General features: G+C 44.9%; 25 protein-coding genes and 1 pseudogene. 18 read left to right on the forward strand and 8 right to left on the reverse strand.

Annotation, left to right across the window (positions count from 1 at the left end):
• Positions 1 to 104 precede the first annotated feature (104 nt).
• Complete coding sequence (locus tag AC3WU2_RS16800; protein WP_492456090.1) at positions 105 to 953, forward strand: GNAT family N-acetyltransferase; 849 nt, start codon at positions 105 to 107, stop codon at positions 951 to 953.
• Between the two features lie 284 nt (positions 954 to 1,237).
• Positions 1,238 to 2,629, forward strand: a complete 1,392-nt coding sequence (locus AC3WU2_RS16805; RefSeq protein WP_492456092.1) for an amino acid permease — start codon at positions 1,238 to 1,240, stop codon at positions 2,627 to 2,629.
• Between the two features lie 106 nt (positions 2,630 to 2,735).
• On the opposite strand, the gene AC3WU2_RS16810 is transcribed toward AC3WU2_RS16805, so the two are convergent.
• Positions 2,736 to 3,269 carry a hypothetical protein gene (locus AC3WU2_RS16810; protein ID WP_492456096.1) on the reverse strand — a complete coding sequence of 178 codons (534 nt, stop codon included), beginning with the start codon at positions 3,267 to 3,269 and terminating at the stop codon, positions 2,736 to 2,738.
• 466 nt (positions 3,270 to 3,735) lie between these two features.
• On the opposite strand from AC3WU2_RS16810, the gene AC3WU2_RS16815 reads away from it, so the two are divergent.
• The 5 genes from AC3WU2_RS16815 to AC3WU2_RS16835 all read left to right on the forward strand — a co-directional run bounded on the left by AC3WU2_RS16815 (position 3,736) and on the right by AC3WU2_RS16835 (position 9,163).
• Positions 3,736 to 4,695, forward strand: coding sequence for an AAA family ATPase (locus AC3WU2_RS16815; protein ID WP_018754285.1), 960 nt, complete (start codon positions 3,736 to 3,738; stop codon positions 4,693 to 4,695).
• 10 nt (positions 4,696 to 4,705) lie between these two features.
• Entirely contained in the window at positions 4,706 to 5,335 is a 630-nt protein-coding gene (locus tag AC3WU2_RS16820; RefSeq protein WP_492456098.1) for an RNA ligase family protein, read from the forward strand.
• 119 nt (positions 5,336 to 5,454) lie between these two features.
• Positions 5,455 to 6,126 carry a hypothetical protein gene (locus tag AC3WU2_RS16825; protein WP_492456100.1) on the forward strand — a complete coding sequence of 224 codons (672 nt, stop codon included), beginning with the start codon at positions 5,455 to 5,457 and terminating at the stop codon, positions 6,124 to 6,126.
• A 132-nt stretch (positions 6,127 to 6,258) separates the two neighbouring features.
• Positions 6,259 to 7,464: a DUF1963 domain-containing protein gene (locus AC3WU2_RS16830; protein WP_492456102.1), complete on the forward strand. Its 1,206-nt coding sequence runs from the start codon at positions 6,259 to 6,261 to the stop codon at positions 7,462 to 7,464.
• A 52-nt stretch (positions 7,465 to 7,516) separates the two neighbouring features.
• A complete protein-coding gene (locus AC3WU2_RS16835; RefSeq protein WP_492456104.1) occupies positions 7,517 to 9,163 on the forward strand; it encodes a DUF6138 family protein in 1,647 nt (548 codons plus the stop codon).
• 88 nt (positions 9,164 to 9,251) lie between these two features.
• Here the strand turns inward: AC3WU2_RS16835 and AC3WU2_RS16840 are convergent, their stop codons facing one another.
• Both AC3WU2_RS16840 and AC3WU2_RS16845 read right to left on the reverse strand, forming a co-directional pair.
• Entirely contained in the window at positions 9,252 to 10,637 is a 1,386-nt protein-coding gene (locus tag AC3WU2_RS16840) for an SMI1/KNR4 family protein (RefSeq protein WP_492456106.1), read from the reverse strand.
• Between the two features lie 407 nt (positions 10,638 to 11,044).
• The gene (locus tag AC3WU2_RS16845; RefSeq protein WP_492456108.1) at positions 11,045 to 11,677 is read right to left on the reverse strand and encodes a sterol desaturase family protein; all 633 of its coding nucleotides are present in this window, start codon (positions 11,675 to 11,677) and stop codon (positions 11,045 to 11,047) included.
• A gap of 193 nt (positions 11,678 to 11,870) precedes the next feature.
• On the opposite strand from AC3WU2_RS16845, the gene AC3WU2_RS16850 reads away from it, so the two are divergent.
• From AC3WU2_RS16850 to AC3WU2_RS16865, 4 genes are all read left to right on the forward strand, one after another.
• On the forward strand, positions 11,871 to 12,764 hold the full coding sequence (locus tag AC3WU2_RS16850) for an NUDIX hydrolase (RefSeq protein WP_492456110.1): 894 nt from the start codon (positions 11,871 to 11,873) through the stop codon (positions 12,762 to 12,764).
• Positions 12,761 to 13,318, forward strand: a complete 558-nt coding sequence (ybiA, locus tag AC3WU2_RS16855; RefSeq protein WP_018754291.1) for a riboflavin biosynthesis intermediates N-glycosidase — start codon at positions 12,761 to 12,763, stop codon at positions 13,316 to 13,318. Before AC3WU2_RS16850 ends, ybiA begins: the two co-directional genes overlap by 4 nt.
• A gap of 1 nt (position 13,319) precedes the next feature.
• The gene (locus AC3WU2_RS16860) at positions 13,320 to 14,141 is read left to right on the forward strand and encodes a TIGR02452 family protein (RefSeq protein WP_492456113.1); all 822 of its coding nucleotides are present in this window, start codon (positions 13,320 to 13,322) and stop codon (positions 14,139 to 14,141) included.
• Between the two features lie 292 nt (positions 14,142 to 14,433).
• Positions 14,434 to 15,237: a hypothetical protein gene (locus AC3WU2_RS16865; RefSeq protein WP_492456115.1), complete on the forward strand. Its 804-nt coding sequence runs from the start codon at positions 14,434 to 14,436 to the stop codon at positions 15,235 to 15,237.
• A gap of 73 nt (positions 15,238 to 15,310) precedes the next feature.
• Here AC3WU2_RS16865 and AC3WU2_RS16870 read toward each other — a convergent pair whose 3' ends face one another.
• Positions 15,311 to 16,699, reverse strand: a complete 1,389-nt coding sequence (locus AC3WU2_RS16870) for an MFS transporter (protein WP_492456117.1) — start codon at positions 16,697 to 16,699, stop codon at positions 15,311 to 15,313.
• 283 nt (positions 16,700 to 16,982) lie between these two features.
• Positions 16,983 to 17,723, reverse strand: coding sequence for a GntR family transcriptional regulator (locus tag AC3WU2_RS16875; RefSeq protein ID WP_492456119.1), 741 nt, complete (start codon positions 17,721 to 17,723; stop codon positions 16,983 to 16,985).
• A gap of 162 nt (positions 17,724 to 17,885) precedes the next feature.
• On the opposite strand from AC3WU2_RS16875, the pseudogene AC3WU2_RS16880 reads away from it, so the two are divergent.
• Positions 17,886 to 18,002, forward strand: a pseudogene (locus AC3WU2_RS16880) (alpha/beta hydrolase); the annotation flags it as partial.
• A gap of 41 nt (positions 18,003 to 18,043) precedes the next feature.
• Here the strand turns inward: AC3WU2_RS16880 and AC3WU2_RS16885 are convergent.
• Positions 18,044 to 19,867 (reverse strand): PAS domain S-box protein, encoded by a 1,824-nt coding sequence (locus AC3WU2_RS16885; protein ID WP_492456121.1) that lies wholly within the window; start codon positions 19,865 to 19,867, stop codon positions 18,044 to 18,046.
• Positions 19,868 to 20,073: 206 nt separating this feature from the next.
• Here AC3WU2_RS16885 and AC3WU2_RS16890 point away from each other — a divergent pair, with 206 nt between their 5' ends.
• The gene (locus tag AC3WU2_RS16890; protein WP_492456345.1) at positions 20,074 to 20,976 is read left to right on the forward strand and encodes a DMT family transporter; all 903 of its coding nucleotides are present in this window, start codon (positions 20,074 to 20,076) and stop codon (positions 20,974 to 20,976) included.
• 135 nt (positions 20,977 to 21,111) lie between these two features.
• Here the strand turns inward: AC3WU2_RS16890 and AC3WU2_RS16895 are convergent, their stop codons facing one another.
• A complete protein-coding gene (locus tag AC3WU2_RS16895) occupies positions 21,112 to 21,657 on the reverse strand; it encodes a hypothetical protein (protein ID WP_492456123.1) in 546 nt (181 codons plus the stop codon).
• A gap of 198 nt (positions 21,658 to 21,855) precedes the next feature.
• Between AC3WU2_RS16895 and AC3WU2_RS16900 the strand changes: the two genes are divergently transcribed.
• From AC3WU2_RS16900 to AC3WU2_RS16920, 5 genes are all read left to right on the forward strand, one after another.
• Positions 21,856 to 22,362, forward strand: coding sequence for a MerR family transcriptional regulator (locus AC3WU2_RS16900; RefSeq protein ID WP_492456125.1), 507 nt, complete (start codon positions 21,856 to 21,858; stop codon positions 22,360 to 22,362).
• On the forward strand, positions 22,359 to 22,802 hold the full coding sequence (locus AC3WU2_RS16905) for an SRPBCC family protein (RefSeq protein ID WP_492456127.1): 444 nt from the start codon (positions 22,359 to 22,361) through the stop codon (positions 22,800 to 22,802). Before AC3WU2_RS16900 ends, AC3WU2_RS16905 begins: the two co-directional genes overlap by 4 nt.
• A 2-nt stretch (positions 22,803 to 22,804) precedes the next feature.
• Positions 22,805 to 23,245 (forward strand): SRPBCC family protein, encoded by a 441-nt coding sequence (locus AC3WU2_RS16910; protein ID WP_492456129.1) that lies wholly within the window; start codon positions 22,805 to 22,807, stop codon positions 23,243 to 23,245.
• Positions 23,246 to 23,442: 197 nt separating this feature from the next.
• A complete protein-coding gene (locus AC3WU2_RS16915; protein WP_492456131.1) occupies positions 23,443 to 23,919 on the forward strand; it encodes a MarR family winged helix-turn-helix transcriptional regulator in 477 nt (158 codons plus the stop codon).
• Positions 23,909 to 24,724 carry a class I SAM-dependent methyltransferase gene (locus AC3WU2_RS16920; protein ID WP_492456133.1) on the forward strand — a complete coding sequence of 272 codons (816 nt, stop codon included), beginning with the start codon at positions 23,909 to 23,911 and terminating at the stop codon, positions 24,722 to 24,724. Before AC3WU2_RS16915 ends, AC3WU2_RS16920 begins: the two co-directional genes overlap by 11 nt.
• A 153-nt stretch (positions 24,725 to 24,877) precedes the next feature.
• On the opposite strand, the gene AC3WU2_RS16925 is transcribed toward AC3WU2_RS16920, so the two are convergent.
• On the reverse strand, positions 24,878 to 25,456 hold the full coding sequence (locus tag AC3WU2_RS16925; protein ID WP_492456135.1) for a TetR/AcrR family transcriptional regulator: 579 nt from the start codon (positions 25,454 to 25,456) through the stop codon (positions 24,878 to 24,880).
• Positions 25,457 to 25,724: the final 268 nt, after the last annotated feature.

Raw genomic sequence — 25,724 nt, forward strand, 5'->3', positions numbered from 1 at the left:
TGCGTACATTTGGTTGAAATATCCATTATTCTATGAAATAATCACTGGCGTGAAGAAAATCGGAAATACAATGTCTCAATAAAAAACGGAGGAATCAAAGGCTGATGAACATACCAGGGATCCGATACGAACGTTTCAGTGAAAAAGATTATAATGCCGCCAGAGAATTATTAAGCGATGACGTCGACGCGAGTGAAGACATCCTTCGGGTGCTTGCTGAAGAACCGGAACTGTTTATTACCGCGTTTATTGAGGATAAGCTTGTTGCACTGGCCCAAGTGAACGAGCCTGCATCTCAGACCTATTTAACGGTGTTCGTCTCTCCTCAGTTTCGTAAGCAAGGAATCGGTTCTGCCATGGTAGAGTATGCTGAAAACGAATTGCGAGCGGGTGGATCCCAAATCGTCAGGAGTTCCTTTCGTGCTGGTCATCAATCATCTTTTGCGTTTGCGCGCAAGCTCGGTTATGACAAATACTTTTCATCGGCTTATATGCAGCGAACCAGCGATCCCTTTCCCCTGGAGGAGCTTCCGGTGAGGCTGTATACGGATGAAGACTATCTTCCCACGCAGTCGATGTATGCCACAGCTTTTCATGAAATGCGAGTCCGTGTTGGGTGCTTTCCTGATTCTGTGATTGCAGAGCCCAGTGAAAAAGGACGAAGAGCATGGATAGAGGATGCGGAAAACCGTTTTGTCTACGAAATAAATGGGGAAATCGTTGCTTATAGCCACCTTTGTGGTCATGAAATCAGCAGTATTTCCGTACGTACAGACTTTCAGGGGCAAGGGATCGGAAGAAAGTTCGTGATGTATTTATGCAACGAGATCTATCAGCGTGGCAGCGCAACCGTCGACCTTTGGTGTGTCGTCGGGAATGATGCCAGAAATCTGTATGACAGTCTTGGATTTAAGGAAAAGTATGTTAAGGAATTTATGCGGAAAACACTCTGATCGTGATTTATCGGGGAGTTGCACCCCCTGAGCCGGAGCAATCCTCGTTCCTCTCCCATTGTGCACAATTTACCAAGTGAACATAAATTGTTTTCATAAGGAAAAGATACTACAATATAATTGATCAGTGGAGTAACGTAGCTTAGACGAATTTATTAAGATAGGTCATTAATGACTTTAGATAGCGCTTACAAAATAAAACTAACGTCTACTTCGTCATTGTAAGATTTTGCAGCTTGTCCAAAATAACAGCTAAGAGAGTAGCAGAGGGAAGGGGAACTGCAATGAAAGACAATGAATTAAAGAGGGGTCTCGAAGCGCGTCATATTCAGATGATTGCTTTGGGTGGCACAATCGGTGTCGGGTTATTTATGGGCTCAGCAAGCACGATCAAATGGACAGGTCCATCGGTAATGCTTGCGTATGCCATTGTAGGGATTTTTATATTTTTCATCATGCGCGCAATGGGGGAAATGCAGTACGTAGAACCGAGCACGGGGTCATTTGCGACCTTTGGCCATAAGTACATTCATCCTTTGGCAGGGTATACGACGGCTTGGAGCAACTGGTTCCAATGGGTTATTGTCGGGATGGCGGAGATCATTGCCGTTGGGACATATATGAAGTACTGGTTTCCGGATCTGCCCGCTTGGATACCAGGTATCGTCGCAATGGTGATTCTCGGTGCAGCCAACCTATTCTCTGTGAAATCATTTGGTGAATTTGAGTTTTGGTTTGCAATGATTAAAATCGTAACCATCGTATTGATGATTGTTGCAGGGTTTGGTCTGATTTTCTTCGGGATTGGCAACGGCGGGAATGCGATCGGATTTTCTAATCTGTGGAAGCATGGGGGCTTTTTTACCGGTGGATGGTCGGGCTTTTTCTTCGCTCTCTCGCTGGTGATTGGGGCTTATCAAGGTGTCGAACTGATCGGGATTACAGCAGGGGAGGCGAAAAACCCGCAAAAAACGTTAATGAGCGCGACGCAAAGTATTATTTGGCGGATTTTGATCTTCTATATTGGCGCGATTTTTGTGATTGTAACAGTCTACCCTTGGAATCAATTGCAAGCCATCGGCAGCCCATTCGTTGCAACCTTTGCGAAAATCGGCATTACAGCAGCGGCGGGGATCATCAACTTTGTCGTCATCACCTCTGCTATGTCAGGTTGTAATAGCGGGATTTATAGCGCAGGACGCATGCTGTATACATTAGGAGTCAATGGACAGGCACCGAAAATATTTACGAAACTGTCCCATAACGGCGTGCCCCTACTGGGAACGATTGGCGTGCTCGTGGGATTGGGCATTGGCGTGATCTTAAGCTATATTGCACCGGAAAATCTGTTTGTGCATGTGTACAGCGCCAGCGTACTTCCCGGTATGGTACCGTGGTTTGTTATTCTGATCAGTCAAATCAAATTCAGAAAAATCAAGGGGGCTGCATTGGATCAACATCCGTTCAAAATGCCTTTCGCCCCAGTGTCCAACTATGTCACCATTGCCTTTTTGCTTATGGTGCTGGTCGGGATGTGGATAAACGATGAGACACGCATCTCCCTGATTTCCGGCATTGTTTTCTTAAGTATTGTTGTGATTAGTTATTACGTTTTCGGGGTTAGCAAGGCTGTTCCAATAAGTGATCAAACAAATGATGAACATACGAGCAGCTAATTGGCAAACATCCATTTGACTAAATCAAAAAACATCCCATTCTCCCTAAAGAGGAATGGGATGTTTTTTTGATTGTCGGCAACGGCTTCGATATTACGTCAATATTCTATGTAGAGGACTCAATTTTAACGCCATTTACATACCAAGCATTGGAGTCATCGCTTTTAGTTTTCATCTCAAGTGCAACGTAAGAACCATTAGCTTTTTCCCAATACACCAGAGCTCGTGACTTATCTGGGTTTATAAGTAAGGCTGATACATAATCGCCTACATCAAGATTCTCTCCTCTCTCCTTGCCATAAAAAGCATCTAAAAAGGAAGATTGTTCTTCTTGTGAGAAAGAAGATAGTAACTCTTCTTGAAGCTTAGTAATATCTATAAACGTCCATTTTGTTAAATCCTGATCCCCATCCATATTTGCAAATGCCGTAGCCTCATCACTTTTTAGTATTACTTCCCTTCCTGTAGTCCATGATTGATTTAAACGCTCTTCTACTTTTTTCACTTTATCTTGGTGTTCAGGGCTTACATCTGGAAAAAGGGAAGAAGAAATAGTACCACTGGAGCATGCGCTTGTACCAGTTATCATAATGAGAGCGGCTAATCCAAGGACGATAAATTTTTTAATCATTTTTTTCATTATTAACACCCCTTTTAGAATAGTTAGCTCATATAATAAGTTTTTCTCCTGCGATTCCATAATTTTTGTGGCCTTCATTCATAGTTTCCTTTGAAATGCATAATTTTTATTTTAATGTAAGTATATACCAATTTAAAAGAAATCTCTATATTTCTTTAGTGATAATTATATTACCTTCAGATTAGCGATTGATTTGAGACTTGGAAAAAAACTAGCCGATCCTGCGTAAAGGGTCGGCTAGTTAAGTATGATTCATGTACTTCGCACCTGTCGCCTTCCTGGCTTTTCCAGTGTATCATGAATAGAAAGGAGCCTTGCGTTAGTAAAAGGGCTTTACATGACATTTTAGAAAAACACGTTAATAAAGCGGAAAGCAAGCTTCATATTCTTGTTGAATCGGCGATTTAATGTGTTCATTCCATTATTCGCCGATTATTTTATTTGACCTAGGAAGGAGGTGATGAAGATGAGTACCATTCACATGCTGGTCGGTATTCCGGGCAGCGGCAAAAGCCATTATGCAAAAGAATGCTGTAAACGGGAAAGGGCCGTTTTAGTGGCTACGGATGCCATACGGGAAAAGCTATTCGGAAGTGAAACCCGGCAGAAAGATACCTATCGGGTCTTTAACGAAGCATTTGCCGAGATTGAACAGGCGTTGGCATCCGGGAGAAACGTCGTTTTTGACGCGACGAACGTCGGCCGGGACCGGCGAGTTCAATTTTTAAAGCGATTTAGGGATGTCTCGGTTGAATGCCATGTCTGTATAACGCCCTATGAGATGGCCAGGGAACGGGTGATTGCGAGAAAACGCAGTATTGAAGACAAGGTGCTGGAGAAGTATTGTAAAAACTTTGAGTTTCCTGTGCGTGCCGAAGGCTTTGATAGCTTGCATATCGTCCATACGCCTGCAGACGTCAGACTTACACGAGCCGAACTGGAGCTGCTTCTTGCGCGGAAACCGGGTCACGACGAGCTGTTTGCCTATTTGCGTGAGTCTCCCTATTTTAACGTGATGCTGGACTATGATCAGGAAAACCCCTATCATTCTAAAACGTTGTCTGAACATACCTATGCCGTTTTGGATTATATTAACGTATTTTACGGAGGGGAGCATCTGCTGGAGATGCAGCTCGCGGCGCTATTTCATGACGCAGGCAAGCCGTTCTGTAAGGTTTGGAAGCCGAACCGGGGGTATTACTCGTATTTCGGACATGAGCATGTATCTGCCGGTATAGCCTGCCACGTTCTGAAAGAACTGGGGTACGGTGACGATTTTATTTTACATGTGGTGAACATGGTGAGCTTCCATATGGAGATATTACATGGCGGAGACGCCGGAGCGTCCAAGATTTATCATTTGCTTGGCGAGCAGCTTCTGGCAGAGCTGTATTTCTTCGCGGAAGCAGACACATTCGCCAAATAGAGGTGATATTATGAAAATGAAATATCCGAAAACGATGCACCTGCCTTGGTCGAGAAGCTATACAGACGATGATAAAATATTGCGGAATACGGAGCATTTTATCGGGCAGGAGGTTGTCATTACCGAGAAAATGGACGGGGAAAACACGACGATGTACCCCGACTTTATTCACGCCAGGTCGCTCGACAGCAAGGATCATTCTTCACGGCATTATGTGAAGACACTGCATGGAGGGATCAAGTATCTGATTCCGGAAGGATACCGGCTGTGCGGGGAGAATGTATACGCGAAGCACTCGTTGTTCTATTCGTCCTTGCCTGGTTACTTCATGCTCTTCTCGGTGTGGAACGACCGCAATATCTGTCTGTCCTGGGATGACACTGCGGCATGTGCGGATAAATGGGGAATTCCGCTAGTTCCGGTCTTGTACCGCGGGATATGGAGCGAGGAAGCCGCCAAACAATGCTACACAAAGCAGTCCCGATGCGGCGGAGAACAAGAAGGCTATGTGGTCCGACTGGCAACCAAATTTTCTTACGAGGACTTTAAGTGTTCGGTCGCCAAATTTGTCCGGAAAAACCATGTCCAAACCGATGAACACTGGCTTAGCAAACCAGTCGAACCCAACGTCTTGGCCTAAGGGGGTATTACAGAACGCTTAGTTAAGCTAGCGGAAGGTAGATAACGAAAGAGACGAGGAGGGTTTATCATGTAATTCTTCATAAAACTCCACTTATTTGCGACAAGGAGAGGGTACATATGGATAAGCAGACATACGCAAGGTATCTGCTCAATCTTATGGATGAGGAAGTAGATTCCGATGAAGTCGTCATTGAAGAAGATGCGTTGTATGGATATTTTCAAATGTATATGCCCAGCGGAAAAGGGGTGGAAGCCACTTTTGAGCCGCTTGAAGATGGAGCCGCTTATTTGCGGCGGATTGCCCGGATCTATGAGATGCTGGACCCGGAGGATTTTGGCGGTGAAACGGTGCCAGGCTATTTCAACGGCAAAGCTGATGAGGTGCCTGAAGATGTGTTGAAAGGGTATGGCGAGCAGCATATTAAAGGGCTGAAGCAATTGCTGGACGAGTTCGCCGAATGGGATGGTGCGGCGGAAGCGACGGAATACCTGGCTGGAATCGAAGGAATACAACTCCTGCCGCGTGGAGAAATAGACAGCGTCCGGGAATCCTGCGATCCCGATGTCTATGAGGCGCTGTTTGAAGTTGTTCATGAGCACAAGGATTATGATGAACCTATTGAGATTCTAAATGAAGCCTATTACTCAATCGCCTGCGATTATTGGATTTCCTATTATTTGCAGTGGCATCGCTACGGACTTAAGGGTGACCCGCTCGCACCGTATTTTGAGCTGTACAGGCTCGGATATTCGGCGATTTTCTCACAGCGGAAGCTGTATATCGGTTGATTGAATCTGTAAATGAAAGAACATCATCATAACGGAGGTGAAGCAGCCGTGACAGAACGTATTCCATGCAAAACGGAAGGCTGCAGGGCGACGATCCTGCCGACCACGGTCGCCAAAACAGGCGGCTACTGCATGCCCTGCCATCAAGAGCAGGAACGGCAGAAACGGCAAGCCTATATTGAGCAGCACCGCAAAACGGTGAATTTATATGAGGACATGACGGATCCAGTGGAGATTCTCAAAATCATGCATGCACCGAGGCAGTATGATCCGCTGATTCAATATGTACCGTACCCGCTCGGCAAAGAGCAGATGTACGTATCATTAACGGCTGAAGAGGCGGGCCGAATGCTGAAGTATGCGCTGGAGCTTTTGGCTGCAGGCGATAATAGTGAAGCCGACGAAATATTATTGTCGCTAGTGTGTTACCGGAATGACAATATCACCGGAGCTCTGCCTGAGCTTATGGAACAAGGCATGTACCATTCCGGCATATTATTCAAGGATGCCCCACCCGACATCCGGGACCGCCTGATGCAGCAGGTGGAATGGGACGAAGATAACCGCAATCATCTTCTGCTGATTTTGAGCTGGATTGGAGACCCCGTGGTTGTCAGCCGGTTTCAGGAATGGCGATTACATCCGCCGGAGTGGGCGGGGCAGCTGTTCGTCGGGCCTGAAATTTATGCCATGGAGGGAGGATGGGAGCTCACACCGGACGGGGAAAGACGTGATTTGATCCACGGCTTGAGTTATGCGATTAGGGTAACGGATGGGCATCGTGATTCTTCAGCCGAAGCGTCCGCTGCCCGGTTCCTGCAAACAAGCGCCTCCATTTGCCCGTGGTGTGAGGGGAAGCTGACCATCCTGATGGATGTGGACACCTCCCATCCTTCCGTGGCGTATCTCGGCCTATCGCTGGAACGCCTACAAATGGAGACCTGTGAGCGCTGCGGATGCTTCGGCACCATTCACATGGAACTGGATGATCAGGGCGTGCCAGTCTGGAGCCAGTTTAACCGGAAACCTGAGTACTTGCCGAGTTTTGATTCCGAGGATATCAGCGGCGTGGACGTACCAAGGCTAACCCTTTCGGACGAGCCTCACTCCCCATTTTATGCCGCGACTTGGTCCTTGTCCCAGCAGGATTCGCAGATCGGGGGGCACCCGAGTTGGGTGCAGGATGCCGATTATCCGGTATGCCCTTGCTGTGCCAAACGCATGCGGTTTATCGGTCAGGTGGACTGGGCGGATTTCGATAAGTTTGGGGAAGGCATTTTTTATATGTTTGTTTGTCCAGTGGACAAGGTGACGGCTGCGTTGTATCAACAAAGCTGAGCCATTTTAATTAGCGGGGCAATGCAGAATACGAGAATGGGAGGAGAAACCGTTGAATCACGCAGTAGAAGCCTTTCTGAACGAGGTATGGAACGAAATCACGGAAATTTACGCAAAAGAAAGCAAGAGGATTAATGAGCTTAAAAATAGAAGCAGGCTGCAAGCCGGAATCATGGATTATCTTCGAGTTGCATGGAGAAAGGGCAAGTTTGCTTGGGCAGATGGACGCATACATATCGATGTACACGAGCCATTCTCTTGGTCTGACAGCTCCTATAAAGTTGAAGCGGGTTCATATATAACTGAGTTGACCAATGAACTTCTAGTTGAGGAATTCTTTCCTGCCTTGTGCGAACGTGTAGATCGACTGTTCCGCTCTGAGGAGCTGGGAGCGCGTTTCTTTGATTATAAGTTTGAAGTTGTATTGGAGTTTGAATGGGAACAGTCGAAATTATCGCTTAACCAACAGTTAATAAATGAGCCAAAGTTGAGTCAACTGAAACAGACACTGGAGCAATTTATTCAAACAAAGGTTTTGCCTGATCCACCAGTGCTACCGGGAGAAAAAGACTTCTTCTTTTTTGCCAACCATTTGGTCAATCCTGATCTGATGAAACAGGAAGCGGAACAGATCGAGCCATTGATTCGCCGTCTCTCCGACAAGCTAAATAAGAACCAAGAGCGCAAAAACGATTGGATCAGACGTTATACTTCGGCCTTCAACCATTGGGTGAAGGATCACTTTTTACCGCAGCATTTTACCGGTAACAAGTGGGCGTTGAAGGAGGAACCAGTTCATCCTTCCGTAGATGCCGGGGAAATGGATTTCTTTCTCTATGCAGCCCTGCAGATTGGCTTCACCGAGCCGGATACTCGGCTGAAGTACCTTGAACTTGCGGTGCAATTGGGTTCAAAGCGAGCAGCAGATTATTTGAAAATAGGCAGCGGAAAATTTGAGAGTACCTATCGGGGAGAGAGAATAGAAGCCCACAACAATGACGTAACTCAGACGATCGACATCCGGATTCTCTCTGAAGAGGAGTCGGCTTACGGGGAGGCGCTCGATTATATCATAAATCTTTTGCGGCAGGGTTTTCCCAAAGAATACAACCTAAAGCTGAAGAGCAGCCAAAAGCATCTTCTCCCGTTTAAAAAACTGGCAAAGTCCAAGCTGCATCAGTTTTTTGCCAATGCACTCAACTACCCGGCGTTGTTCCCAAAAATTGCAGAATATGCGGATACAGCAATGGAGGAGTTCGCGTGGTACAGCGATGTGGAGCCGAGCGAAAAATCGGTTATGCCGGGCACTTATGCCGTACTGGGCCTCGGCTTGTACAGCGAGGATTATTTCCCATTGGTAAGTCGTTATATGGGCCTGGTGGATACGGAGCACCAAATGGTGCAGGATGGCTATGCGCAGGCATTTATCGAGGCGCATGGTGTAAAGGCAGAGCATATGCCGGTGATTGTATCCATTTTGCTGGGAGGGAATGACGAGGGAACACAGGTAAAAAACCTAACCATCGACCATCCTGAGCTTACCGAGGCGCTTATCGAGGCGCTGAAAGACAAAGAGATCTATCAGCGTGAGATGGTAATGTGCCGAATCTTTGGAAGCGTGAAGAAGCTGGAAGGAGCGGCCCGAAAAGCACAACCGCCGCTAAAAGAAGGACTGGAGCAGCTGTTGGCGCTCTGTTAACGCTTTTGAAATCACCTGAGTTAAAAAGAAGAAGAGCCCACGTCGAACGTGGGCTCTAGTCGTTGCTTTTATGATCCGGGACGGACTTTTAGGCTTCTCGCAGCTGCTTAATCACTTCCGCTGCGAACGAATCCGTAAACCGAAGGCGTCCATTTTCCTGTACGATCCGTCCTTCATGTATGCGGCGGTCCAGCCATTCGGTAATCCATCCTGGGGCATAGCCACTTTGACCGAATTCTCCGCCGAAGGCAATCATTTTCTCATAGATAGCCAGATACTGTTCGCGACTGGTATCGGGGTATGACTTAGTGTATAGCCAAAACTGCACATCATACATCAGATACGATAATTCATCCGCATGAAAAGAAAAATGGCCTTTTTCTTCAACAATCCGTGTACAGATGCTGCGGATTTTCTGTTCAATATTTTCCACTTCCGTCACTTGACCGCAAAGCTCTCCCAGCAAGGGAGAAAATTTCCCGTGGGCTACTTTGTTAAGATCCGCTTCCTTATCCTCCTCGGAGGTATCGAATTCTTCTTCGCTCACTAAGCCGTTGATAAACGCTTCGAAATTGTCAGCCAGAAAAGTAATCTCATAATCGTCCTCCTGATCGACGTGAATGACTTCAGGTTCACCATCTCTACCGCATGCCCGGTAGTCTAGCATCACGACGTCATGACCTGCTGAAGGACAATCGCAGATCACTACACCAATGTCAGGATATCCCCAATCCTCAATCATAAATTGACTGCCGAGATCCCCGCAGAGCGAATAGCTTTTCTCCCGGCCAATGCCCAGAATGCCCGTAATGGCAATATGATCCTCAGCCCAGGAGGTCGGCTCCTCTGTTGGAAAGCTCGTGTTCTTCGGAATTCCGCCATTCTGCTGCTTCATCAGAGCAATATATGAGGAAGGGAGCTTATAACCCAGCTCTTCCTCGATCGAGGCGATGAGTTCATCCGTGGGTGGCTCGGATAGATAGGACTTTCTCGCGTACTCGCTGTCGTCCCAAAAGTCAACAGGCGACATGCTCGAAAAAGGAATTTCCTTCTCTCCCGATCCGCGAGACTCCACGGCCGCTGCCCTTTTGTTCGCTAACCGACGCTCATGCCGTTGCTGCTTCTCCACTTTTTGCAAGCTCCACTTTAACCATAATTCGGTATTCTGATCGCCGGCTTCTAGCTTGTCTGAGGCACGGAATGCCTGTGCCGCATCCTCGTATCTTTTTAAATGATAAAGAGCAAAACCTACCCGATAATGCCATAGTGAATCTTGTTGACCTACTTCGGATATTTTTTCAAATTGGTTGAGTGCTTCTTCATAAAGCCCCAAGTTGTTATAGGCTCTGGCTAGTCGGCTGACTGCCTCATAATCCCGTTCCTTCTCGGGAATAGCTAACAACAAGTCCACAATTTGCTGCTGTTCGTCTTCTTCATGCCATTGGTTCAATTGTTCGATAAGCGCTTGGTCCATTGCAGCCTCCAAAACTATTATTTTTCTATTAAAATTTAGCGGCGTTTGTCCTCGGAAATTCGTGCAGTGAGGGGATAACTAAGGGTTACATCGATGATAGCCAAAGCACGAAGACACCCTGTGCGGTTCCTAAAAGCACCCGTTTCATTAGAGCTCATTGCGGGTAACTAAATTGGTGCATCGCCAGCAAATTCGAGCAGGCTTTGACCCCGGAGCTGCAGTATATAACGCTTGGTATCTTCTACCTTTAAAAATTGTAACATCAATAAATGGGTGTGTACATGAATAAGAGAACGATCTCGGGGAACTATGCCTCATCAAGTTTCTTGAAGGGGAGCTATAAATGCAGCAAGCTGACGCCAGTAGAGTGCCGACGTTAGCTTGCATCCTAATACGGGAGAGAACCATTACAGATCCAGCTTTTTAGGATCGCGCTGCTCAAGGTTACGGGCCGTTTCGCTAAGCTTAACTTTCTTGTGGTCCTCAAAAGTACCTAATGCAAAATCAAGCACCGGATTGGTGACGCCGTACCAGTAATTTTCATTTTTATAATGATGCCATAAATGGATTTTCTTCATCCAGCGGCCCCAGGGGGAGACGGGGGTAATTGGACGATGAGCGATATAATGCTTCCACTCATAGAACAATAGAAATAGGATCACGCCAGCGATAAACGCATTTGTAATTACGAGGCTGGTAGAAATAAAGTAGGCAATTGTTCCCGCAATGGCGATGTTCGGCAGAGAATACCACAAAGGCAGAAACAATAAATGCAGGTCATTCGGATTGGAATGATGATCATAGTGTAAGCGCTTAATTAAACTTAAATAGAATGGGTTTTTCGGAGTTTTCATGTGAAAAAGGAAGCGGTGTGTGAAATACTCGGCAGCGGCATAAGAGGCCATGCCTATAACCAAAGCAATCCATGGGCCGATGGAAGTCAAGTGTGGGACTAGAAAGCCAAAACTGATCAGGAAGATTCCGCACATGATGCATATGTCGGGGAAGAAGAAAAACTCTTTTACATATTTATCTTTCATTCAAAAGCACCTCCTGATTATCATTATTTAGGGCTAACGTTCCTGTGTTTCTTGTGAAATGGCTTCTTTGTCACGTAATCTATGAATATGCAGGAAAAATTTACTTGATTCTGAAGTTATTTTCTGTTATCTTTGTTAGTATCAAAGTGTTATTATCAATTAAATACGAAGAAACGAACAGGTGGGGAAAATCGTGGACTTACTAGATCGCGACGGATTAACGGAACGCGAATTTATGGAACGGTATCAGGTAGGAGATTATGAGTGTCCTTCGATAGCGGCGGACATCGTCGTCTTCACCGTTACGCAAACAGACGAGAACAATTACCGCAAGCTCCCTGAGAAGGAGCTAAGGGTTCTACTCATACGTCGGGGAGGGCATCCCTTCTTGGGCAAATGGGCGCTGCCGGGTGGATTTGTCCGGCCAACCGAGACGACGGAACAGACCGCAGCAAGGGAACTGCGGGAGGAGACCGGCGTGGATAACATTTATTTGGAGCAGCTGTATACGTTCAGTGAAGTCGGGCGAGATCCCCGGACATGGGTTATGAGCTGCTGCTATATGTCGCTGATTAATAGTGACCAAGTGCAGTTGAAGGCAGGGGATGACGCAGCTAACGCCGCTTGGTTCAAGGTTTCTTATAAGCTCTTGAGGGAGCATAAAGAGTTGATTGAGGGCGGATACGTTAAGTCGCTGCAGTACGAACTCAAGCTGAGTTCCGAACATGAGGAGTTGACGGCGGTAGTCGAACGTACAGTGACGGTGACGGAATCTTCAACCGCGACGTCTTACACCATCCTATCCAATGAGGGATTGGCTTTCGATCATGCGAAAATTATTGTCTACTCGATCGAGCGTTTGCGTGGCAAGGTTAACTATACTGATATTGCGCTTCACTTGATGCCCAAGCTGTTCACCTTGACGGAGCTGCAGCAGGTTTACGAGGTGATATTGGATAAAGAGCTGCTAAAGGCTGCATTCCGACGTAAAGTAGCCGATCTTGTTATGGAAACGGACCACTATACCGAAAATGCGGGCCACCGTCCATCCCGTTTGTATCGAAAAAGTCTGGAGGAAATCCGATGATGTACGACATTCAAAATTTGCGCAACGCTCATCTTAAAGGGAAATCGTTCAAGTTTTTGTTCTTCTGGGGCCATACGCCACCGCGCGATGGAAGCGTGGATAAGAGCTGCTTCAGCCAGTGGTGGATGAGCCCGTTCATTGTAGAGGGAACGACATACTCCTGTGCTGAACAGTACATGATGGCGGAGAAGGCGCGGTTATTCGGGGATGATGACATGCTTGGTGCCATTATGCAGGCCAAGCATCCCAAGGAGATGAAAGCATACGGACGTGCGGTGAAGAACTTCGATAAGGAAGTCTGGGAGAGCCGCTGCTATGAGATCGTCAAGCGAGGCAGCTTGGCCAAATTCTCGCAGAATCCACAGCTGGGGGATTATTTGAAATCGACGAAAAACCGTATTTTGGTAGAGGCTAGTCCACGGGATCGCATTTGGGGTATCGGCATGGGACAATCCAACCCGGATGCGGAAAATCCAATGAAATGGCGGGGGAGAAATTTACTGGGTTTTGCGCTGACCGAAGCGCGAGACGAGTTATTGAAAGAAGGGGAATGAATTGAATCGAAAGGAAATTGCACAAGAGACCTTGCGGATCCAGCAACAAGGCTACTATGAATTTGATGGACACCGAATAGATTTTGCCGCGGCGCAGAAACATTCGGAGGTGAGCAGCCATCTGATCACTCCTGAACAAGGTGCCGCGATGGTACGAGACTGTCATGTGTTGCCCAAGTCTGAACAAGCTGCTTTATACTCCGTCTCCAACGAGGCGACCGTGAAGGCGATCGTGGATTTTGCGAAAGCAGGGAAAGATCGGATCGGCGTGCTAAACTTTGCTAGTGCGAAAAATCCGGGAGGCGGATTTCTGAACGGAGCGATGGCACAGGAAGAAAGCTTAGCGGCATCTAGCGGATTATACGGAACGCAACTGCGCAACGAAGGCTATTATACGGCTAATCGTGCTTACCGTTCCATGATGTATACCAACCATGCTATTTATTCTCCTGATGTGGTCTTTTTCCGCGACGAGCGGTTTAACCTTATGAAACAGCCTGTTACGGCTTCAGTTTTGACGTTGCCCGCTGTGAATTATGGACAGGTTTTGATTAAAGGGGAGGACCGTCAGAAAGCGGAACGTGTGATGAAAGACCGTATGCGGCTGGCTTTGGCGATATTCGCGTGCAAGAAAGATAAACATCTCGTTTTGGGGGCGTACGGCTGCGGCGTGTTCCGGAACGATCCGTTGAAGATAGCCGGTTGGTGGCAGGATTTACTGGATAACGAAGGCTTTGGATCGTTCTTCTCGGAAATCAGGTTCGCGGTATTGGATACTTCGAAGGATGGTAAATGCATTCGGGCATTTGAGAAGCTGAAGTGACAAGACGCGAGGGTTATGACGTGAATCCTGATCGGCCGGATGATGTTAAATATGGGTCGGCGAAATGATCCGTCTCGCGCAGCAGAAGTTGGTGGGCCGGGAAAGGGAGTAGCGAATACTGGAATCCTCAAATGACAGGAAATCAGGCCATCCTGTTTATAACAGATTCCCTTTTCGGGTGAAGAATGTGTTGATCCGAGCTATTAGGCTAACGCTTTTTTAATCATAACCAAGTTAGTGTCCAACCATTCATCACTATATCGACATATAGTAATTGAAAGGAGGGATTAACTTGTCTAGTAAAGATGAAGAGTATTATAAGAAGATGTATCATTTCTACAAAGAGAAATATGAGAATTGCAAAGAAAGTCTTGAAGAATGTAAAGAATCGCACTGTCAACCCGGACCTCCCGGACCCCCAGGCCCTCCAGGACAGGATGGACAGAATGGACAGAATGGACAGGCAGGCGAGCAAGGTCCCCCAGGACCCCCAGGACCCCCAGGACCTCCAGGACAGGATGGACAGACTGGACAGGCTGGCGAGCAAGGTCCACCCGGACCCCCAGGACCTCCGGGACAAGATGGACAGGCTGGGCAGCCCGGTGAGCAAGGTCCACCTGGATCCGAAGGACCACAAGGGCCCCCAGGACCGACAATAACTCCAGCCTATGGATATGTCGTACGGAATAATACGGGTAATGTAACGTATGTTGCGAACGCGCCAGTTCAACTGGATGTATTTAATCCACTTGTTCTAAACGACGTAACGATGGCGACTAATGGCTTGCGAGTACAAAGAACAGGGATATATCATGTGCAATTCGCAGTGTCTACTGTACAATCTTCAAATGGGAACAGCCAATCTCTTGTTGATTTAAGGTTTTTCATAAATGGCAACGTTTCTGCCCAAACACAATATCCTAGTAGAGTATCATTACAGTTTACACAAAACGGCCAAACTGTAAATCATACGATCACGCAACATTCCTCTGCACTCCTACAATTAAATACAGGAGACTTAGTTCAAATTGCACCGGTTTCCGTGGCAGCAAGTTCTTATACTACTGCGTATTTACAAGTAATCCAAATCATATAACCAAAACTAAATTATAGTCAAAAAAGAACCCTAAACTGTTGGTTTAGGGTCCTAATTATGAACTAAACGTAATCTATTTCGTCGCTTTCCGTCCTACGAATAACCAGTATAGCGATAAACTCAAAAGAGTAATGAGTGCGAGAATGAATAGGATATTACTAAACATGGAAGCATTCGAATTGCTTGTAATCCCTAGGAAGCTTGTTCGCATGGAGGAATGGTCCATCATGGCTGCTGTATAGGCAATTCCGATTGACATCGCGACATTCAGTGTTAAATTAAAAAATCCGACGGCTGTTCCTGCTTTTTCTTTTTCAATCGTACGAATGCAAGAATCAAGTATTGGTGCATACATGAATGCAAATGAACTAGAGAATAATACCATCGAAATCACGAATACAACAACAGAAGATTGTATAAAGAATACGCCTAATAATAAGCTGACCACAATACAAGACATCGCGATTGTAATACATTGCTTGCTTCCCAGAAACTTCGCAATTTTTCCGGAAAGTGCCCCGACGACCGTAGCTGCTATAAAGCCTGGAATCATTAATAGTGAAATGGTATCAAGCTTCAAACCATACATCTTTTCAAGTAAGAATGGAAATAAGAAAATATACGCTAACTGTACAGAGTAAATAACAAAAGCAACACTAAGCAAGGAGATAAACTGTTTATTTTTAAAGAAGGATATGCCAATAAACGCTTTTGAGTTTTTACTGATATAAACAAGGAATAATGTAACTGCAACAACAAACAAGATCAGGTATAGCCAATTGAAATCAGTAATATACAGGAGTAGAGCTGCCGAAATGGTTCCCACTAGGAATAATCCTAGTACATCGACATGACGTTTTTTCGTTTCTTCCTTAGGAAGATATTTTAAAATAAAAGGAAGGGTGATAAGGGTTACTAAAGAAATTAAAAATAGAGATGTCCAATGGAAATACGTAGAAACGTAACCGCCAGTTAATGTACCGATAAGCTGCGAAAGAGCAAAGCTGCTAGTACTTAATCCTAAAAATTTCTTTTGTTCATTTGCTGGTAAATGTTTGGTTACAAAGATTACATATAATGTCTCGGCTGATGCTAAACCTGCCGTTTGGATCATTCGTGAGATTACAACGAGCAAATACGAATGTTGAAACATGTATCCCATGACTGAACCGACACATATTAAAATGATACCCGCGATAAAAAGTTTTCTGATACTAATGGAATCCGCCAAAGCTGCGTACACCACCGCCCCAATTCCAATCACAAGGCCAGCTAGGGTGGCTTGCCAGCTAACTGTTGTCGCTGAAATGTTGAAATCCTTGGCCATATCAACAGAAATGATCTTAAACGAATTATCAATGATTAAGCATAGAAGAAATAATAGTAAGGTAATAGGTACTGCTTTCTTAATATTAAATTCCTGAGTTTTCTTCATGCTCACATCTGCAGTAGTGGTAGACATAGCGATATTCTTCTCCTTTGTTGTTTCATTCTTATGATGTCTAATAAGGTAGCGCTTCCATGAATATCCCAAAATATTATTCCTTTTGGTTACGATTTCATGATCATATACAATATTGTATAGTTGTCTAAAAACTTGTATACGTTTTAATAATGAGAATGGTAACACAGCTTTATCTCGAAAAACAACCCATCTTTTTTGTGCAATTTGTCTTTTTTGTTACAAAAAAGCGATGTATTCATAAAAAATACACCGCTTCCAAATTAATGAATTGTTTATTCAGTTATTTAGATGTTTTAATCTTCATTTGACTAAATTCTATAGGGATATAGTATTTATTGTAAACAACAGGGTATTTGTCACTGATATATACACTTTCTAAAATCAAATCACATTCTTCACTGTGGGAAAGCTGGTATTTCAATGACGGCGTATTGACGGAATTCGAACGTTTAATTTCAAGGGTAGAGGAATTAGCGAGTTCATATACTTTATTCTCCAACATATCCAACACTTGCTTATCGTTCTGTAAGTCAAGATTTAATTCGGAAACGGCTTCGATCGGCATCATCGTAAAAGCAAAAGCTACGATCTTATCGTTACTTTTATACCAGCGTTCCAACGCAACAACTGCAGTCGTCTGTTGATGTAATACTTGCATGGCATAGTCCGTTAATAGTTCAATTCGAAAAATAAGTTCGATATCATCTATGTTTCCCGTATAGCATTTATATAGAGGATTCCCGAGCTTCTCCAAGCCATCCATATGATCATTATGATGGAATTTTGTAATGAAATTTCCTTTACCATGGATATTCTTAACCAATCCATCTTCCTGCAAAAGGGCCAGAGCATGTCTCAATGTCATTCTGCTTACACCAAATTTTTTGGCCAATTCGGGTTCTGTTGGAAGCTGGCTGTCGGGAGGAAATGCTCCATCCATGATTAATTTATACAATTGGTCATAGACAATGACGGATAGTGGTTTTTTTTGTTTATGGAGTTCATGAAGTTTACTGATCATTTTCTTATGCCCCTATAATTTATTATTCGTGAATATACAATTCCATTTCTTCTCGTTCTTCTTTTCTTGAATCTATTGTAACGTACTTTTCTACTAAAATTAATACGCTTTCAAGAATCTATTATAAAACCCTCCCCGGAAATTCATCGAGCCCGCCTAATCGATCTGATTGATGCCAAGAAAAAGGAATTTATAACGTACGACCAATCCGCTCATTATCCGCAATTTGAAGAAAAAGAAAAATTCTCAAAGTGGATGGTGGATACGTTCGAAAAATGACGAATTAAAGAGGACTAAATCATTTAGTCCTCTTTAATCTGCTAACTAGAAATAGGTAAAGTAATCTCGACAATCGTACCCTTATTGATTTCACTTGTAATGTGGATACGGCCTTGATGGTCTTTAATGATTTTGTTACTGACAAGTAAACCTAAACCTGTTCCCTTTTCTTTTGAAGTGTAAAAAGGTTCTCCAAGTCTGGGCAGCAGCTCTTGTGAAATGCCGCATCCGTTATCGGAAAAGCGAATAAGGACTTGGTTGTCGCTTAGAAGTTTGATTTGAATACGAATTTCGCCATTTGCAGAGATGGCGTCCAGGGAATTCTTCATGATGTTGATGAATACTTGTTTTAGTTGATTTTCTTCACAGTTGATCGTAACGGGTATGTTTGAAAAGGTTGTATTGATTTCAATATTCTTTAAATGAGCCTCGGACGCAAGAAACTTTACAACGTTTTCTATGATTCGATGCAAAAGAATTGATTTTACATGGAGATTTTGCGGTTTCGCCAAGACAAGCAGCTCACTCACGATAAAGTTGATTCGATCTAGTTCAGACAACATAATGTCAGTAATAGTAGAAGATTTCTCTGAAATCGAGGGTTGTAAATATTGAATAAAACCCTTTAGTGAGGTAAGAGGATTTCTTATTTCATGCGCTATACTTGCCGCCAATCCTCCGATGACCGACAGCTTTTCTGTTCTCAGGAGAAGTTCTTCATTCTGCTTCCTCTCCGTAATATCACGCGTAATGTTGAAAAAGTGTTGACATTCGCCATCGGTGTTGAAAAAAGGCATTCCTAAAGATTCGAAATAAATCCAATCACCATTTTCGAGTGTGTATCGATATTCACAAGTAATGGGGGTTTTCGATTGAAGCATGTATGAAAAACGTTCACAGACGGTAGGAGCATCGTCAGGATGGATATTATGAAAGTTAATTCTATCTGTGCCTAACTTTTTAACATGCGAAGGAGAACTGTATATTGTATCGCCATTCTTATCAATCACAGAAATGAAGTCTGCTGTATTTTCAGCAATGAACCTGTATTGTTCTTCACTCTTCCGCAAAGCTTCTTCGGCTTGTTTTCGTTCTGTGATATTACGTGACACGATTAGATAGCTCTCGATCTCATTGTTCTCAGAAAGGATCGGCACACAACGCGACTCCAAATAGACCCAATATCCATCTTTATGTTGTATTCTACATTCCATTTGAACGTTTTTTTTGTAGATAGCGATGGATTGACGTAGATCTAGGAGTGTGTTTATATCATCAGGGTGAATCAAGGCGAATGTATCCTTCTGAAGATATTCATATGGAGTGTATCCCAAGTGAAGCTCTATAGAAGGAGATACGAATATTTTTTTCATGCTTAAATCATATGTGCTTATAATGTCGGTTGTATTTTCTACTAATATCCGATATTTAGCTTCACTTTCTAGTAAAGCTGCTTCAGCCAATTTGCGGTATGTAACATCCCTAGCAATCACAGAAGTGCCAACGATATTCCCAGCTGAATCTCGTATTGGGGAAGCTGTTAGGCATACCTGAACCAACGTACCGTCCTTTCGTTTACGTACCGTCTCGTATCCAGAGATTTTCTTGCCAAAGGATTTAATCAGATGAAATCGTTCTTTCGTCTCGGTTATTAAAGGTTCTGGTACCAGGCAGTAAGGGTCATGAAGCAGGTCTTGGTAAGTCCACCCATAAAACTGTTCAAAGGCAAGATTTACGAGAAGTATATTTCCCTGCATGTCCCGAATAGAAATCGCGTCCGTTGTAGTTTCGACAAGAGACTGAAGCAGTTCTTTCATGTCGATCTGTTCTTTACTTAGACTTGTTCGAAGAGTCTCTTTATCCATTGGGCGATCCCTACCTTTAATAAGGATTTGATTCTAAGTATATCTATTCCACCTTTCTTGTAAAGGTGGACTGAGGGCAGAATACATAAAAAACATAAGAAACACATAAAGATACGACTAAAATTGCAAAGTAATTCGATGGTCATCGAAGAATTCTCATGCTAGCATAGAGAGACAACATGAGAAATAAGAAAGTAGGAATCATTGTGTCTCGATTACTCTATGCCGCATTAGTGATGCTAAGTCTGATTTGGGGAGGATCGTTTTTCTTTATTAAGCAGTTGCTGCACGACTACGGTCCGTGGACGATTGCATTCCTCAGGTCCAGCTTTGGCTTGATGACCATTACAATAATCATGCTCATACTACGGAAGCCATTCGAATTACGAAAAATCCAGTGGTTCCCGATGGCAGTCATGGCTCTCGTCAATACGGCAGTCCCATGGGCAATTATCGGTTTCAGTGAAACCAGATTGTCCAGCAGCATAGCATCGATCTTGAATGCTACAACGCCGCTATGGACGATCATCGTCGGGGCGCTGGTCTTCAAGGCATCTACGAACCGGATGCAATGGATTGGCATGGGGGTTGCTTTTGTCGGGCTGGTTATTTTATTGGACATCAATCCGCATTCCATTGTGTCGGTCGATTTGATCGGATTTATTTGCATGCTGGCAGCTACGTTATGCTATGCGTTCGGTTCCCAATTATCCAAGCGACTTAAGGGCGTGTCCATGTATCAGACGACATTCGGCACGCTGCTCTGCGCCATGCTCGGGAGCGGGGCCATGGCTTTTTCGTTCGAACCGGTTGACCTAACTCGGTTGGCAACGCCCACGAATATCGGGATGGTCATCGGACTGGGTGTGTTTGGATCGGGCATTGCTTATATTTTGTTTTATTTCATGGTTCAACGAGGAAGTCCTGAGTTCGCGACGATGGTCACTTATCTCGTTCCTGCAACAGCAATCATATGGGGTAGTACGTTGTTGAACGAGCCCGTTCATTGGAGCTTATTCGCTGGTCTTGCCTTTATTTTGGGCGGCGTATTCGTATCGAGTAGGAAACGAACGCCATCTGGGCTGCCATTGCAGAGCGAAGCGAAGTAGATATGCATGATCGTAACGTATTTCCGTTACAGACAGCGGGGAGAAAGAAATATCAGCTTGTTATGAATAACAAGTAAGATGGTTTGTAAGGCAGGTTTATGCCGCGTATTCAGCCTTAAAAATTCAACGCAGCCATTAAGGCTGCGTTTTTTCTTCTGATTGGAGCAAATGCAGCAGTTCCTGAATAGCGGGAGCATGCTGATCGTTACCGTTCATAATCGCGGTGAAAACAGGAACTGCATCTCTTAGCAGCAAATAACTGAAATAATAATAGCTGAAAAATGCCTCCGTCTCATAGCCCGGCGGCTCCTCTTCCTCCCACTGCCATTCATCTTCTTCCTCATTCTCGGGCCATAAGTACTTTTCGTCCAGCAGCTCGTTCATTGTCTCAACCGTATTTTGCGAATCCATATACTCTACGGTTATCGCATTAGCTACAGCCACGTACAGCCCAACTTCCTCTGAAGAGACATCCTCTGGCTTCTGTTTTGCAAGCTCCCGCAGGAGCATAAGCAGGACCCACGGTGTCGTCTGCCACAAGGTGCCTTGGTGCTCGATCAGGTTGGCCAATTCCTCATATTGCCCTGTCTCCAAGAGCCGCGGAATGTCTGTCCCTCTTCCATAGGCTGTCGTCAATCGCTGCCATGGAACGTTGTTTGTCGTTTGGGTCAAAGCGCTCATCCCTATCTCCTCCTTATTGCAAAAGCTATTCGAAAAAAGCCGATTGTCCATTGCATATTCGATTAACGCTTTTTGTTTTTCTGAAATTTTAACACGAAATGGAAGGAAGCGTCTCGAAAACGCTTGCACCTTACGTAACGTAAGGTTTTATAATAGAGCTATCGGTACATAGTTAGCGTCAAAGAGAGGAGATGGTAAATGAAGAGATATTGGAAGATCGGGGACCTCGCCAAGATGACGGGGATTACCGTACGAACCTTGCGGTTTTATGATCAAATCGGATTATTCTCTTCGTCGGGACAGACGGAATCCGGCCACAGGCTGTACAGTGAATCGGATTTGTCGCGTTTGCATCAGATTTTATCGCTTAAGGAGCTGGGCCTATCTCTCGAGGAAGTCAAAACGGTCTTAACTGGGGGGCAGATCACTCCGCTTGAGATCGTCAACTTGCAGATAGCCCGAATCAAAGAGCAAATCAAATTACAGCAGAAACTATTGGATCAACTCGGACATGTATCCAAGCTTATGCAGGGCAAGGCGCAATTAACGGTTGAAGATTTCACGAGCCTTTTGCAAGCGATGAAAATGGAATTTGAGAAGCCGGTCATTGAGCGTCAAACGATTTGGGAGCGACATTTGGATCTGTTGGGAAACTTTCTTATCGAGGTGAGCGAAATGCCGAAACCTAAGGAGGAAAATCAATGAACGAACGATTCATCAAGCATGCAACCTTCGTCGTCGAGCGGACTTATGCCGTTTCGCCGGAGCGGGTGTACCAAGCCTGGGCCGACCCGATTGCCAAAGCCAAGTGGTTCTCGAAGCCGGAAATCTTCGACTTTCAGGTTGGAGGACGTGAGTACAGCAGTGGCGGGCCGCCGGAAGGGCCGATCTTTACATTCAACGCTAGTTATCAAGAGCTCGTTCCAGAGCAGCGCATTGTCTATACGTACACCCTGGATTCGAACAACACACGCATCTCCGTCTCGATAACAACAGTTGAGCTTATTAAAGTGGAGGGCGGCACGAAACTGATTTTTACGGAGCAAGGAGCGTACTTTGACGGACACGATACGCCTGAAGTACGGGAACACGGTACAAACGTCATGTTGGACACCCTGGGCAAGGTTGTAGAAGGGGAGGAGTGAGCATGACTATAGGTGAAAATGAACTTATTGCTACGCGCGAGTACGATGTTCCGCGGGAGCTCGTGTTTCGGGCCTGGACAACCCCCGATTTGTTAGCCCAATGGTGGGGGCCGCAAGGCTTCAAGAATACATTTCACGAATGCGATATGAGGCCGGGAGGCACGTGGATGTTCACCATGCATGCACCGAATGGCGTGGATTATCCGAACCATAATGTCTTTGTTGAGATCGTGCCGCCGGAGCGGATCGTAATTGATCATCTATCTGGTCACGAACTTCGGATAACGGCTACCTTCGACGACCTGGGAGGGCGCACCAAAGTTACTTTCCGTCAGACTTTCAAGGAAAAAGAGGCGTATGAACAAGCTAAGCCGATCTGCATAGAAGCTAATGAACAGCAGCTTGATCGACTTGGCAAGGTGCTGGCGGAAATGGCGTCCTAGCTATGCAAGTAATATTGGAAGAACCACCGATTAAATAATGACTCTAAAGTTGTCGTCGTTCACGCCCCCTGTGGGTGTTGGACGGCGATTTTTATATTTTACATTCAGCAATTCGTTCGAAGAAAAATGTTTGCTTTGCGCAAGCAAATAAATTAATCTAAGAATAATCAAGATATTTTACTAAGGTGGTGTTTGTATTGACGAAGAACCGCAATGAGCTTCGTAAGCTGGCTCGAGGAACTTTAAAGCTAGTGAAAGAATTCAAACATGCGCAGGACCGAAGATCTGATCTAGATCGGGTGACGTTCGAAATACTGATGTTGATTAAAGTCCGCGAGCAAATTCGCTTGACGGACATCGCTCAAGAGTTACAGATGAATCCGTCCTCAATTACTAGACGAATCCATAACTTGAAGCAATTAGGGCAGGTTTCCGTGTTTTCGGACCCAAATGATCTCCGTTCAAGTCTTACTCGGTTAACAGAAACTGGAGAAGAAGTGCTTCTGGATTTCTTTGAAAGAAGTGTCGATGGGTTGGCCCATATTCTACAGGAATGGGATGAGGATGAGTTAGGGGCTCTTGCCGACAGCGTGACACGCTATGCCGACTCAATGGGTAAATGGCGGGCAACATCCGCAAACTCCGAAGAAGGGGGTAATGATAATGGAGAATAAAGAAAATCCTCAACCAAAACAATATATAAACTCAGGTAATTTCAATGCACGAATCTATATGCACCGTATGTTTAGCACGAACAAACACCTGTGGCCATGCTGGATATTTGATCAGTTCAAGCAGACGGATCATGCCAAGGTTCTGGAACTCGGGGGAGGGAATGGGTTACTGTGGATGACGAATGTCCAACGAATTCCGGCACAGTGGGATATTACCGTTACGGATATTTCTTCAGGAATGCTTGAAGATGCTAGGGCAAATCTGGATGCTTTGGGCGGTAGGCTTCATTTCGAGGTTATGGACGCTGAGCAAATCCATTATCCTGACAGCACATTCGACATCATCATCGCCAATCATATGCTGTATCATGTGGAGGATCGAAGAAGGGCCCTAGCGGAGATAAAGCGGGTGTTGAAGCCTGACGGTACTTTCTACGCGAGTACAGTGGGCAGCCGAAACATGCTGGAGATGAGGGAAATGGTCAATGCGTTTGACCCCCAATCCAAGTACAATGAAGTGCTCGGCTCGATTGAGACCCGTTTTTCTCTCGAGAATGGGAGGGAACAGCTATTGGATTATTTCGGCGATGTACAGCTTAGTCTGTATGAGGATTCATTGTTGGTGACTGAGTCGGAGGCTATAGTGAAGTATCTATTATCTATGAATGGATTTTCCTCAGATCAGGTTGTTCTGGACCCGGAGGCAGCCGATCAGTTCAAAGAATTCATTGATCGAAAGATGGCTCAGTCCTATGGCCAAATTCACATTCAGAAAACCTCAGGTATTTTTATCAGCACTCGATAGTGACATTTCTCTGTGTAACCTACGCTCGCTGCGAATGGAAATTCGATCGATAACGAAAGCGCCTAAACCGCGGGAAGGAAGTCTCCGGCCAAGGCGCTCTACGTTCCTGCCGTATTTTGTTCGATATTCGTTGGATGTTGCGACAAATACGACTCAGGGAGTACGGATTCCTTCGAATGCGAATTTCACCAAATGTTGTACATAGGGTTCGTCCAACGTATCGCCTGTCACAAGCAAACGATAGAAAATTGGCCCATAAATGAGATCAGTGCATATGTCAATGTCGAGACTTTCTTTCAATTCCCCGCGTTGAATCCCTTTCTCTAAAAGACCTCTTGCCTCAAGTCGGCGGGGACGGAAAAATCGAGCTCGATAGGCCTCCGCCAATCCTGAATCAAATTGCCCTTCGCCTAATAACTCCGTAATGATGGTTCCCTCGCGACTCGTCAAAAACCTGGCTAAATTCGTGGCGTGTATTTGAATATCTTGAAATGTCGAACCCGTATCAGGCACGGGCAATCTGGCCGTGGCGGCATACAGGAAACTATCCATGACCACGGCAGCCTTGTTAGGCCACCATTTATAAATCGTGGCCTTGCTAACTTGAGCACGATCGGCAATTTTATCAACGGTGACGGCTTGAAAGCCATTTTCCAACAATAACTCATAAGATGCGGAAAGGATAGACTTTTGCGCTTCTACATTACGAGGCCTGCCCCTCTTGCCATTCATCGTAATTATCCCCTTTCAGTACATAACAGATAAAAACAAACTATACGTTCAGTATACCAATTATGAATAAAAAATAAAGTTGAAACCACCTATTTACAAAACTATACGTTCAGTATATTATCTTGTTATATAATTTATATACTACACGTTCAGTATTTAAAAAATACGAAGAAGGAGGAACTACCATGAGGAGAAATTCGATGGAATTGTAATTGCCGTGAAGTAATGGAGTTTTCTGACTTTAGAGAATTATCATTTTGTATAAGGA

This window comes from Paenibacillus sp. EB106-05-06-XG162 (genome assembly GCF_058791655.1).